The organism is Pseudomonas sp. M47T1 (assembly GCF_000263855.1).
In the GTDB taxonomy this organism is placed as follows: Bacteria; Pseudomonadota; Gammaproteobacteria; order Pseudomonadales; family Pseudomonadaceae; genus Aquipseudomonas.
Map to the genome: position 1 here is coordinate 37967 of NZ_AJWX01000019.1, position 11634 is coordinate 49600.

At 64.4% G+C, this 11634-nt stretch carries 11 protein-coding genes; 8 read left to right on the forward strand and 3 right to left on the reverse strand.

What is annotated here, in order from left to right; genetic code table 11:
- Positions 1-46 precede the first annotated feature (46 nt).
- From PMM47T1_RS19170 to PMM47T1_RS19185, 4 genes are all read left to right on the forward strand, one after another.
- On the forward strand, positions 47-853 hold the full coding sequence (locus PMM47T1_RS19170; RefSeq protein ID WP_008371957.1) for an alpha/beta fold hydrolase: 807 nt from the start codon (positions 47-49) through the stop codon (positions 851-853).
- Entirely contained in the window at positions 850-1704 is an 855-nt protein-coding gene (locus tag PMM47T1_RS19175; protein WP_008371959.1) for an alpha/beta hydrolase, read from the forward strand. The genes PMM47T1_RS19170 and PMM47T1_RS19175 overlap by 4 nt, the downstream gene beginning before the upstream one ends.
- 117 nt (positions 1705-1821) lie before the next feature.
- Positions 1822-2622 (forward strand): DUF4892 domain-containing protein, encoded by an 801-nt coding sequence (locus tag PMM47T1_RS19180; protein ID WP_443216102.1) that lies wholly within the window; start codon positions 1822-1824, stop codon positions 2620-2622.
- 18 nt (positions 2623-2640) lie between these two features.
- Positions 2641-3690 carry an AI-2E family transporter gene (locus tag PMM47T1_RS19185; RefSeq protein WP_008371964.1) on the forward strand — a complete coding sequence of 350 codons (1050 nt, stop codon included), beginning with the start codon at positions 2641-2643 and terminating at the stop codon, positions 3688-3690.
- 36 nt (positions 3691-3726) lie between these two features.
- On the opposite strand, the gene xopAW is transcribed toward PMM47T1_RS19185, so the two are convergent.
- The 3 genes from xopAW to PMM47T1_RS19200 all read right to left on the reverse strand — a co-directional run bounded on the left by xopAW (position 3727) and on the right by PMM47T1_RS19200 (position 6710).
- The gene (gene xopAW, locus PMM47T1_RS19190) at positions 3727-4656 is read right to left on the reverse strand and encodes a XopAW family type III secretion system calcium-binding effector (protein WP_008371966.1); all 930 of its coding nucleotides are present in this window, start codon (positions 4654-4656) and stop codon (positions 3727-3729) included.
- Positions 4657-4857: 201 nt separating this feature from the next.
- A complete protein-coding gene (locus tag PMM47T1_RS19195; RefSeq protein WP_008371969.1) occupies positions 4858-5946 on the reverse strand; it encodes a sensor histidine kinase in 1089 nt (362 codons plus the stop codon).
- Positions 5946-6710, reverse strand: a complete 765-nt coding sequence (locus PMM47T1_RS19200) for a response regulator (RefSeq protein ID WP_008371971.1) — start codon at positions 6708-6710, stop codon at positions 5946-5948. Before PMM47T1_RS19200 ends, PMM47T1_RS19195 begins: the two co-directional genes overlap by 1 nt.
- 432 nt (positions 6711-7142) lie before the next feature.
- On the opposite strand from PMM47T1_RS19200, the gene kdpF reads away from it, so the two are divergent.
- The 4 genes from kdpF to kdpC are packed head-to-tail and all read left to right on the forward strand — an operon-like array spanning position 7143 to position 11589.
- Positions 7143-7232: a K(+)-transporting ATPase subunit F gene (gene kdpF, locus PMM47T1_RS19205; RefSeq protein ID WP_043301264.1), complete on the forward strand. Its 90-nt coding sequence runs from the start codon at positions 7143-7145 to the stop codon at positions 7230-7232.
- Between the two features lie 8 nt (positions 7233-7240).
- Entirely contained in the window at positions 7241-8935 is a 1695-nt protein-coding gene (kdpA, locus tag PMM47T1_RS19210) for a potassium-transporting ATPase subunit KdpA (RefSeq protein ID WP_008371974.1), read from the forward strand.
- Between the two features lie 16 nt (positions 8936-8951).
- Positions 8952-11012, forward strand: a complete 2061-nt coding sequence (gene kdpB, locus PMM47T1_RS19215) for a potassium-transporting ATPase subunit KdpB (RefSeq protein WP_238536636.1) — start codon at positions 8952-8954, stop codon at positions 11010-11012.
- 19 nt (positions 11013-11031) lie between these two features.
- Positions 11032-11589, forward strand: coding sequence for a potassium-transporting ATPase subunit KdpC (kdpC, locus tag PMM47T1_RS19220; protein WP_008371979.1), 558 nt, complete (start codon positions 11032-11034; stop codon positions 11587-11589).
- Positions 11590-11634 lie beyond the last annotated feature (45 nt).

Below are 11634 nucleotides of genomic sequence, written 5' to 3' on the forward strand. Positions count from 1 at the left end.
AGCTTGCGGACAATCCTCCTCAGGATTCGCCCACGAGCCGCCCTCCATGTCGCAACCGATCTTCTTCGCCCACGCCAACGGTTTTCCGTCCGGCACCTACGGCAAACTATTCGCCCACCTGGCGCCTGATTTCCACGTTACCCATTTGCCATTGCATGCTCATGACCCGCGCTTTCCGGTGTCGGATAATTGGCCGGCGCTGATTGCCGAGTTGGTTCACCACCTTGAGCAGCAAGCCGAGCCCGTGTGGGGCGTTGGCCACTCGTTTGGTGGCCTGCTGCACCTGTACGCGGCCTTGAAGCGGCCCGAGTTGTACCGGGGGGTGGTGATGCTTGATTCGCCCGCGCTTACCCGCACCGATCAATGGATGATTCGCGCAGCCAAGCGTTTCGGCTTCATCGACCGCCTGACACCGGCTGGGCGCACTCTGGGGCGGCGCGAGGTGTTTGCCGATCGGGACGCGGCGCGGTCGTACTTCTCCCGCAAGGCGCTGTTTCGCGATTTCGACCCTGACTGTTTCGAAGCGTACCTGGAGCATGGGCTGTGCGCGGACGCCCAAGGTGTGCGGCTGCGCTTCAATGCGGCCACGGAAATTGGCATCTACCGCAGTGTGCCCCATGTGCGCCCGGCCAGTACCCGCCGCCTGCAAGTGCCGCTGGCGCTGGTGCATGGCGAGCACAGCCGCGTGGTGTTGCCCCACCATGCGCGTAACGTGCGCAGCCTGCGGCACGGCGAAACCCACCGCGTGCCCGGCGGGCATATGTTCCCGCTGGAGCAGCCAACGGCCACGGCGGATTTGCTCAAGAGTATTTTCGCGCGCTGGCAGCATGGGCAGCACGAGGCCTGCGCATGAGCGCCGGTGTTGAAGAAATTCGCCTGAGCTTGCCGCACATCGAGTTGGCGGCCCACGTGTTCGGCCCTGCCGATGGCCGCCCGGTGATTGCCCTGCATGGCTGGCTGGACAACGCCAACAGCTTTGTGCGCCTGGCGCCACGGCTGGAAGGCTTGCGCATCGTGGCGCTGGACATGGCCGGTCATGGCCTGTCCCAGCACCGCCCCATGGGCAGCAACTACGCGCTCTACGACTATGCCCACGACGTGTTGCAAGTGGCGCAGCAGCTGGGCTGGGAGCGCTTTTCGCTGCTGGGGCATTCGTTGGGCGCAATTGTTTCTGTAGTGCTGGCCGGTTCCGTGCCCGAGCGCATCGAGCGCCTGGCGTTGATCGATGCGGTGGTGCCCCCCGGGTCATCGGCGCCAAGCACCGCTGAGCGTTTCGGTCAGGCGCTGCAGGAGCAGTTGGCCCTGCCGAGCAAGCGCAAGTCGGTGTACCCCGATTTCGAGCGCGGCGTGGAGGCGCGGATGAAAGGCATGGTGGCGGTAAGCCGCGAAGCCGCCGAGCTGCTGGCCCAGCGAGGGCTGATGCCGGTGCCCGGTGGCTACAGCTGGCGCAGTGATAGCCGCCTGACTTTGCCCACGCCCCTGCGCATGAGCGAAGAACAGGCGTTTTCCTTTGTCCAGCGCATTGCCTGCCCGGCGCACCTGGTGGTGGCCGAAGAGGGCATGCTGGCCAAGCACACGGGACTGCTTTCCCAGCTACCCTTTAGCCACGAGCGCCTGCCAGGCGGCCATCATCTGCATTTGAATAACGAGGCCGGAGCGGCCCTTGTAGCAAGCTGTTTCAATCGCTTCTTCGCCGCGCCTTGACTTGAGCCGGGCAAGTGTCGAGGCTGGGCGGGCTCAACAGGGAGCCGGGTTGCCAAGGGAGACGACCATGAACCACCTCTACACCATCGCCGCAGCGGCCTTTCGATGAGGGCAGGGCTGCGCGTGCCGCGCCTTTTCATCCTGGTTCTCGCCAGTGTGCTTGGCAGTGCCGCCATGGCCGCCGAGTTTGCCGATATCCCGCGGCCGGCCGATGCCCAGGCCATCGACCCTCGCCCTGCGATGCAGGCCGAACGCACCTACCCATTGGGTGCGGTGCGCAAGATCAGCAACCAGATCCGCATGGACGGCCAGGTCAGTGCGCGCGGCCAGCTCAGTTCCGTCACTTATGAATTGGCCGTGGGCGCCTCGGCCATGGATGCGCTCAACGGTGCTCGCCAGAGCCTGCAGGACAAGGGCGGCCAGGTGCTGTTCTGGTGCCAGGGCCAGGAGTGCGGCGAGTCCAGCCTGTGGGCCAATCAGATTTTCGCCAACGCCAAGCTGGTGGGCGCGGACGAGCAGCAGGGCATGATCCTGCTGCGCCATGCCGACTCCGGGGTGGATACATTGGTGGCCCTGTATGGCATCAACCGTAATGGCCGCAAACCTTATCTGCATGTGGAGCAACTGGTTGCCGAAAGCCCGTTGGGCACGGTATTGCCAACCCCGGCCACGCTGTTGCGCGAGCTGCGCGGCACTGGCCGGCTGGACTACCCTGACCTGGGCGTGACGCCGCCGCCGGCCGACTGGGTGGCGCTGCTGGCTCGCAGCCTGAACCAGGACAGCACCTTGCGCGTGACCCTGGCCGGCCCTGCGGCCGAACCCTGGCGACAGGCGCTGGTGGCCCAGGGCGTGCGCGCTGCCCGGCTGGAACTGGGCAACCCGGCCAAGGCTGGCTTGCACATCGATCTGATTCGCTGAGGAGTAGCACCTGCTGTGATGCTCAATAATGATCGCCTGCTGGTGCAGATCATCCTGCTGGTGTTGCTAAGCGCCTGCCTGTGGGTGCTGGCGCCGTTCATCTCGGCCTTGCTGTGGGGTGCGATCCTGGCCTACGCCAGCTGGCCGCTGATGCGCTTGCTGACCCGTTGGCTTGGCGGGCACGAAACCCTGGCGGCGAGCATTCTCACCTTGGGCTGGATTCTGCTGGTGATCCTGCCGCTGGTGTGGCTGGGCTTCAATTTGGCCGACCACATCCGTGATGCGGTCAATTTCGTCCGGGATGTTCGGGTCGACGGCCTGCCTGCCGCGCCCGACTGGCTGGCCACGTTGCCTCTGGTGGGGCCGCGCCTGGCCACTTGGTGGGACACCCTGGACCAGCAGGGTGCGGCATTGATGGTCAGCATCAAGCCGTACCTGGGGCAGGTGGGCAATTGGCTGTTGGCGCGCAGCGCGCAAATCGGCAGTGGCATCCTGGAACTGACCCTGAGCCTGGTGTTCGTGTTTTTCTTCTACCGCGACGGGCCACGGCTGTCGGCATTTGTGTTGCGGTTACTCGAACGCCTGGTGGGCGAGCGTGGCGAGTATTACCTGGCGCTGGTGGCTGGCACGGTGCAGCGGGTGGTCAATGGCGTGATCGGCACCGCGGCGGCGCAGGCAGTGCTGGCGTTGGTGGGCTTTCTGATTGCCGGCATTCCCGGGGCGCTGGTACTGGGCATCGTCACCTTCCTGCTCAGCCTGATCCCCATGGGGCCGCCGCTGGCCTGGATACCGGCGACGGCCTGGCTGGTATGGAAGGGCGAGTACGGCATGGCGGTGTTTCTGGGCATCTGGGGCACGTTCATCATCAGTGGCGTAGACAACGTGCTCAAGCCTTACCTGATCAGTCGCGGCGGTGATTTGCCGCTGGTGATCGTGTTGCTGGGGGTGTTCGGCGGGCTGCTGGCGTTCGGCTTCATCGGCTTGTTCATCGGCCCGACCTTGCTGGCCATCGGCTACAGCCTGCTGCTGGACTGGACGCGTAGCGCCCACGCGGTGCACAAGCCCTGAGACGGGCAGCCTTGCGGCTGCCCATCGGCGTAAAGGTCAGGCAGCTACGCTGAGCTGACTGCCCACGGTTTGTGCCGTGTCGGTGCTGTACTGCTGGGTCAGGGCGGCGATCATCTTGTTCAACGCCGCGGCGGTATCGCTCTTGGCGTTGTTGGATGTGCTGTCCTGATCACCCGACGACTGCAGGGCGGCGGCCAGCTCTTGCGCACTGACGGTGCCATCCTTGTTGGTGTCCAGGTCGCTGAACACCTGGCTGGCCAGGCTGCTCGACGACGTACTGCTGGACGAATCGGTGCTGGTGGTGCTGGACGAGCTGTCGGAAGACGAGCTGCTGGCGCTCAGGGCGCTGCTCAGTTCAGTCTCGCTGATGCTGCCATCATCGTCGCTGTCCAGGGCGCTGAACAGGTCATCGCTGGACACGCTGGCAGGCGGCGGTGGCGGTGGTGGCTGCATGGCGGCCGCCAGTTCGTCTTTGCTGACGGTACCGTCGCCATCGGTGTCCAGCGCCGAGAACAACTGGCTGCTGTCATCGGTGGTGTCGCCGGCGCTGGTCAGCGCGGAGCTCAGTTCATCACTGCTGATAGAACCGCTGCCGTCGCTGTCGATGGCGCTCATCAGGTCGTCAACGGCGTCGGTGCTCGGCTCACCGCTGTCCTGCACGGGCGGTGCCGGTGGCTGCATGGCCGCCATCTCGTCCAGGGTCAGGCCGTCGTCGGAGTCGCTGTCCAGGCTGCTGAAATTCTTGCTCAGGCTGACCAGGATACCGCCGTCGTTGGTGGTGCCACTGCTCGAACTGTTGGAAATCGCCGTGTTCAGCTCATCGCTGCTGACTTCGCCGTTGCCGTCGGTGTCGAGGCTGGCGAACAGCTCTTCCTGGAACTTCTTCAGCTGTGCGGCGCTGCTTGAACTGCTGGAGCTGGTATAGCTGGAATAACTACTACTGCTTACGCCACTTATAGATGTCATTGGGTGTGCTCCCCTGTTGTATGCCGGTTACAAACCGCCGGCTTGTAAAGAATCTATCGGGGGAATGTCGAGAGTGTGTGGGGTTTGTAAGGGGGGGGACATGCAGGTAGAGGTTTATAGCCAAAGCGTAGATTCGTTAGGTGGGGTTATTGCGATAGCACCGCAGCCTTCGGCAGCGGCTACGTTGGGGGCGTCGCGCGATTAGCGTGGCAGACGAATGACAGCCGTCAACCCACCACCCGGCGTCTCGTCCAGGCTCAACTGCCCGCCCAGGCGCTGGCACGCCTCGCGCGCAATGGTCATGCCCAGGCCAACACCGCCGGAGTTGCGGTTGCGCGAGCCTTCCAGGCGGAAGAACGGCTCGAACACCGCTTCACGCTTGTCGGCGCTGATGCCCGGGCCGTGGTCGATGACGCGGATGGTCACGGCGTCGCGGGTGTCCTGGATGTCCACCAGGGTGGCGCCGCCATAGCGCAAGGCGTTGTCCATCAGGTTGCTGATGCACGAGCGCAGGGCCATGGGTTGCACCTGCAAGGGTGCGCAGGTGCCCTGGGCCTGGATGGCGGCACCGTGGTCCTGGGCATTTTCCACCAGTGATTCCACCAGGGCCTGCAGGTCGTACCATTGCAGCGCTTCGCTGGTGCGTTGCTCGTGCAGGTAGGTGAGGGTGGCGTCGAGCATGCCGATCATGTCGTCCAGGTCCTGGCGCATCTGGCCCTGAAGCTTCTCGTTGTCGATCTGCTCCAGGCGCAACTTGAGCCGCGACAGCGGCGTGCGCAGGTCATGGGACACGGCACCGAGCATGCGCGCCCGTTGCTGCACCTGTTCGCGAATGCGTTGCTGCATGCGGTTGAAGGTGTGCGCCACCTGGCGAGCTTCCAGCGGGCCAGTTTCTTCCAGGGGGGGGGCGTCGAGGTTTTCGCTCAAGCGCTCGGCTGCTTCGCTGAAGCGCCGAATGGGTCGGGACAGGGCCTTGGCGCCGAACCAGGCGGCCACCACAAGGGTGATCAGCTGGAACAGCAACGGCACCACCGGGCCACCGAACAGCGGTGGCGGTGGTGGCAGTTTTTCCTCTTCGCTCAGCTCTTCGGCGCCGAACTGGGCCAGGGCTTGCGTAGAAGGATTGGGGCCCAGTTCCGCGCGCCGCGCTTCCATCATTTCGCGGTGATGGTGGGGCGGCGGTGGAAAGCCGTACTGCTGGAACCACAGGAAGGCCAGCAGGTGAGCGAAGATAATGGCAATCAGTGACACGCCGAACAGGCGGGCGAACAGCGTATCAGGGCTGCGCATTAACCAATGTCTCTCGCATCGAACAGGTAGCCTTCGCCACGCACGGTCTTGATCAGTTGCGGTGCCTTGGGGTCATCGCCCAGCTTCTGGCGCAGGCGCGACACCAGCAGGTCGATGCTGCGATCAAACGCTTCGATGGAGCGGCCGCGGGCGGCGTCCAGTAATTGTTCGCGGCTGAGCACGCGGCGCGGGCGCTCCAGGAATACCCACAGCAGGCGGAATTCAGCGTTGGACAGCGGCACCACCAGGCCATCGGACGAGATCAGCTGGCGCAGCACGCTGTTCAGGCGCCAGTTGTCGAAACGCACATTGGCACGCTGTTCGGTGCGGTCATCGCGCACCCGACGCAGTATGGTCTGGATGCGCGCCACCAGCTCGCGTGGCTCGAATGGCTTGGCCATGTAGTCATCGGCACCCAGTTCCAGGCCGATGATGCGGTCGGTGGGCTCGCAACGCGCGGTCAGCATCAGGATAGGGATGTCGGATTCGGCGCGCAGCCAGCGGCACAGCGACAGGCCGTCTTCACCCGGCAGCATCAGGTCCAGGACCACCACGTCGAAGTTCTCTTCCAGCAGCGCCTGGCGCATGCCTTCCCCGTCGCTGACGCCCAGTGCCAGGATGCCGAAACGGGCCAGGTAGTCGATCAGCAGTTCGCGAATCGGTACGTCGTCATCCACGATCAGGGCACGGGTATTCCAGCGTTTGTCATCGTCGCCGACGAGGTTCTTGCTGGCATCGCTGAGGGGGAGCGGGGTGTTCTGCATGCTTGCGTTCATCTGCCTGGTATTGCTGCCAGCCGCGGCGTCGGGGCCGCGTCGTTACCGTCAAGGGTAAGCGTTCGCCCGGCGGGCTGGTAGTCATGTTCGGATTGGGAGCGGCGAGCGAGGGTCACTCCCAGGCATGTCGCTGGCATGTCGTCTATGTATCAATCTCGATACAATTGGCTACATTTTTCCCGTATCGGTCTGACGATGGCTCTACATCGGCATTCTTTACGAAAACTTTATACCTGTATTCCCCCTTCCGTCTCGTTCCTTTACGCCCTTGTTTCCGACAATACCGACCAGTGGAGTCTGGCTATTGCGATAGCCGCTGCCGCCAGGCTGCGCTGGCCCCTGTGCTCACTATAGATCTTCAGCGAGGCACAGGGCCTGCGCAGCCTGCGGCAGCGGCTACACATCACCGAGGAGAAAGGCATGAACGTTCTGGACGGGGTGGCACTGCTGCTGGCAGCAGGCCTGTTTGTGTATCTCACCGTGGCGCTGTTACGCGCCGATCGCAACTAGGAGCGGCCATGCACAGCTATGACTACGGGGTGATCCTGGCCTTTTTCGCCCTGGTGCTGATCCCGGCACCGATGCTGGGGCGCTTCTACTACAAGGTCATGGAAGGCCAGCGTACCTGGCTCAGCCCGGTACTGGGGCCGGTGGAACGTGGTTGCTACCGCCTGGCCGGCGTGGATGCCACCCAGGAACACAGCTGGCAACGCTACACCCTGGCCTTGCTGGCCTTCAACCTGGCCGGTTTCGTGCTGCTGATGGCGGTGTTGCTGTTCCAGCAATACCTGCCTGCCAACCCGCAGCACCTGCCGGGCCTGGAATGGACCCTGGCGCTCAACACCGCCGTCAGTTTTGTCACCAATACCAACTGGCAAGCTTACAGTGGCGAGGCGTCACTGAGCTACTTCAGCCAGATGGTCGGCCTCACGGTGCAGAACTTCGTCAGCGCCGCCACCGGCCTTGCGGTGCTGGTAGCCCTGTGCCGCGGCATTGGCCGGCGCTCGGCCAAGACCCTGGGCAACTTCTGGGTCGACATGACCCGCGCCACGCTCTACGGGCTGTTGCCCCTATGCCTGGTGCTGGCGCTGGTACTGGTGTGGCAGGGCGTGCCGCAGACCTTCATGCATTACGTAGACGTGGTGACCCTGCAGGGCACCGACCAGGTCATCCCCTTGGGCCCGGCTGCCAGCCAGATTGCCATCAAGCAGTTGGGCACCAATGGCGGTGGCTTCTTCGGCGTGAACTCGGCGCACCCGTTTGAAAACCCCACGGCCTTGAGCAACCTGCTGGAGCTGGTGTCGATCATTCTGATCCCGGTGGCATTGGTGTTTACCTTCGGTCATTACGTGAAGGACATGCGCCAGAGCCGAGCAATCATCGCCTGCATGTTCGCCCTGTTCCTGATCGGCGGCAGCGTGGCCCTGTACAGCGAGTACCAGGCCAACCCAGCACTGCAAAGCCCGCTGGTGGAACAGGCGGCGCCACTGGAAGGCAAGGAAGCGCGCTTCGGCACCACGGCGTCGGTGCTGTGGGCGGTGACCACCACTGCGGCCTCCAACGGCTCGGTGAACGCCATGCACGACAGCCTCAACCCGCTGACCGGGATGATGGCGCTGGTCAACATGATGGTCGGCGAGGTGATCTTCGGCGGCGTGGGCGCCGGTCTCTACGGCATGTTGCTCAACGTGCTGACCGCGGTGTTCCTGGCAGGCTTGATGATTGGTCGCACGCCTGAATACCTGGGCAAGAAAATCCAGGCCCTGGAAGTGAAACTGCTGGTGATCACCCTGATGGTGATGCCCATCGGCACGCTGGTGCTGGGCGCCATCGCCGCCAGCCTGGCGGGGCCGGCTTCGGCGGTCAGCAACCCTGGGCCCCATGGGTTCAGCCAGTTGCTGTACGCCTACACCTCGGCCACGGCCAACAACGGTTCGGCGTTTGGCGGTTTTGGTGCCAACACCGCGTTTCACAACCTGATGCTGAGCCTGAGCATGTTGATTGGCCGCTTCGGGTACATCCTGCCGATCCTGGCGCTGGCGGGCAGCCTGGCGATGAAGAAGAGCGCCCCGGTCGGCAGTAACAGCTTTCCTACCCACGGCCCGCTGTTCGTCACCCTGTTGACCGGGACCATCCTGCTGGTAGGTGGGCTGACGTTCCTGCCCACCCTGGCGCTGGGCCCGATTGCCGAACACTTGAGTCTGGGTTTCTGAGGACACGACCATGAATATGCCCATCCGTGTGGCCAAGCCGGCCACCGCTCACACTGCCAACACCGCTCAGAAAACCGCCTTCGCCGCTTTGTGGCGGCCGGCCCTGGTGCAGGCCTTCGTCAAGCTTGACCCGCGCCAGTTGCAGCGGGCGCCGGTGATGCTGGTGGTGGAACTGACTGCCATCCTCACCACCGTGCTGTGCCTGCTGCCCGAGGCCGGGGTCAACACTGCGGTGGCGGTGCAGATAGCCCTGTGGCTGTGGTTCACCGTGCTGTTCGCCAACTTCGCCGAAGCCCTGGCCGAGGGCCGTGGCAAGGCCCGCGCCGACAGCCTCAAGGCCGGCAGCCAGGGCCTGACGGCCAACCGCCGCGATGCGAACGGACAGTTCCAGCCCGTGGCCGCGAGCAGCCTGCGCAAGGGCGACATAGTGCGTGTGGAAGCAGGGGAAATGATCCCTGGCGACGGCGAAGTCATCGAAGGCATTGCCGCCGTGAACGAGGCGGCGATTACCGGTGAGTCGGCACCCGTGATCCGTGAGTCCGGTGGCGATCGCTCGGCAGTCACCGGTAATACCTGCCTGGTATCGGACTGGTTGCTGGTACGCATTACTGCCAACCCTGGCGAGTCCACCCTGGACCGCATGATTGCGTTGGTGGAGGGCGCCAAGCGGCAGAAGACGCCCAACGAGATTGCCCTGGATATCCTGTTGATCGGCATGACCCTGATCTTCCTGTTGGTGGTGGTCACTCTGCAGCCGTTCGCCCACTTCGCCAATGGCAGCCTGCCGCTGGTGTTTCTGGTGGCGCTGTTGGTGACGTTGATCCCCACCACCATCGGCGGCCTGCTGTCGGCCATCGGGATTGCCGGCATGGACCGCCTGGTGCGCCTGAACGTGATTGCCAAGTCTGGCCGGGCGGTGGAGGCGGCCGGGGACGTGCACGTGCTGTTGCTGGACAAGACCGGCACCATCACCTTTGGCAACCGTCGCTGCACGGCGTTGTACGCAGCGCCAGGCGTGACGGCCAAGGAGTTGGCCGAAGGCGCTTTGCTGGCCTCGCTGGCCGACGACACCGCCGAGGGCAAGTCCATCGTCGAACTCCTGCGCTCGTTGCACAGCTTGCCCGAACCTTCGCTCGCCGAGTTGACGGCCGTGCCGTTCAGTGCCGAAACGCGCTTGAGCGGTGTTGACCATGACGGGCGCATCTATCGCAAGGGTGCAGTGGACTCGCTGCTGGCCTTTATCGGCCTGAACCGCCTGGAAATGCCGGCCAGCCTGGCTCGCGAAGTGGACAAGATTGCCCAGAGCGGCGGCACCCCGCTGCTGGTGTGCCGCGACAAGCGCCTGCTGGGCGCTATCCACCTCAAGGACGTGGTGAAGCCAGGTATTCGCGAGCGCTTCGACGAACTGCGCAAGCTGGGCATCCGTACGGTGATGGTGACCGGCGACAACCCCCTGACCGCCGCAGCCATTGCCGCTGAAGCCGGCGTGGACGATGTGCTGGCCGAGGCTACGCCCGAGAAGAAACTGGCACGCATCCGCCAGGAGCAGGACGACGGTCGCTTGGTGGCCATGTGCGGCGACGGCGCCAACGACGCCCCGGCCCTGGCCCAGGCGGACGTGGGCATGGCCATGAACGACGGCACCCAGGCGGCGCGCGAAGCGGCGAACATGGTCGACCTGGACAGTGACCCCACCAAGCTGCTGGACGTGGTGCAGATCGGCAAGGAGTTGCTGGTGACCCGTGGCGCGCTGACCACCTTTTCCATCGCCAACGACGTGGCCAAGTACTTTGCCATCCTGCCGGCGCTGTTCGCGGCCATCTACCCGCAATTGGGCGTGCTGAACGTGATGCACCTGGCCAGCCCGCAAAGCGCGATCCTGTCGGCGATTGTGTTCAACGCGCTGATCATCGTCGTGCTCATCCCGCTGGCCTTGCGTGGCGTGCGGGTGCAGGCGGCCAGTGCTGCGCACCTGTTGCGCCGCAACCTGCTGATCTACGGCCTGGGCGGGATTGTGGTGCCCTTTGTGGGCATCAAGCTGATTGACCTGTTGCTGACCGCGCTGCACCTGGTGTGAACCTGACGAGGAATTGATGATGTCGACTTATCTGCGTCCGGCCTTGAGCCTGATGGTATTGATGACCCTGATTACCGGCGTGGCCTACCCGCTGGCCGTCACCGCCGTGGCCCAGGTGGCCTTTCCCCAGCAAGCCAACGGCAGCCTGGTGCACGACGAAACCGGCAAGGTTCGCGGTTCGAGCCTGATCGGCCAGAACTTTACCGGTGATGGCTGGTTCCACCCACGACCTTCGGCCGGCGACTTCGCCACCGTATCCAGCAGCGCCAGCAACCTGGCGCCAAGCAACCCGGCGCTGGCCAGCCGCATCAAGGACGATGCCGCCAAGCTGTATGTGCAGGGGCAGGGGCCGGTGCCCCTGGCGCTGCTGACCACCTCGGGCAGTGGCCTGGACCCGCACCTGCCGCCGGCCGCCGCCGATTACCAGGTGGCCCGCGTGGCCCAGGCCCGGCAGTTGCCCGGCAGCACGGTGCAGCAACTGGTGGCCGAGCACACCGAGCGTTCGCTGTTCGGGCCGCCGGTGGTCAACGTACTGGCTTTGAACATGGCGCTGGATCGGCTACCTTCGGTGCATTGATTACGCCCCGTCCCCTGGCCTGACGGCAGTAGCCCACTCCCGCAC

Excerpts from the sequence above, each read along its gene's own strand:
- PMM47T1_RS19170 (WP_008371957.1), top strand. The coding sequence starts at position 47 with ATGTCGCAACCGATCTTCTTCGCCCACGCCAACGGTTTTCCGTCCGGC.
- PMM47T1_RS19175 (WP_008371959.1), top strand. The coding sequence starts at position 850 with ATGAGCGCCGGTGTTGAAGAAATTCGCCTGAGCTTGCCGCACATCGAG.
- PMM47T1_RS19195 (WP_008371969.1), bottom strand. The coding sequence starts at position 5,946 with ATGCGCAGCCCTGATACGCTGTTCGCCCGCCTGTTCGGCGTGTCACTG.
- PMM47T1_RS19185 (WP_008371964.1), top strand. The coding sequence starts at position 2,641 with ATGCTCAATAATGATCGCCTGCTGGTGCAGATCATCCTGCTGGTGTTG.
- kdpC (WP_008371979.1), top strand. The coding sequence starts at position 11,032 with ATGTCGACTTATCTGCGTCCGGCCTTGAGCCTGATGGTATTGATGACC.
- kdpA (WP_008371974.1), top strand. The coding sequence starts at position 7,241 with ATGCACAGCTATGACTACGGGGTGATCCTGGCCTTTTTCGCCCTGGTG.
- kdpB (WP_238536636.1), top strand. The coding sequence starts at position 8,952 with ATGCCCATCCGTGTGGCCAAGCCGGCCACCGCTCACACTGCCAACACC.
- PMM47T1_RS19200 (WP_008371971.1), bottom strand. The coding sequence starts at position 6,710 with ATGCAGAACACCCCGCTCCCCCTCAGCGATGCCAGCAAGAACCTCGTC.
- kdpF (WP_043301264.1), top strand. The coding sequence starts at position 7,143 with ATGAACGTTCTGGACGGGGTGGCACTGCTGCTGGCAGCAGGCCTGTTT.
- xopAW (WP_008371966.1), bottom strand. The coding sequence starts at position 4,656 with ATGACATCTATAAGTGGCGTAAGCAGTAGTAGTTATTCCAGCTATACC.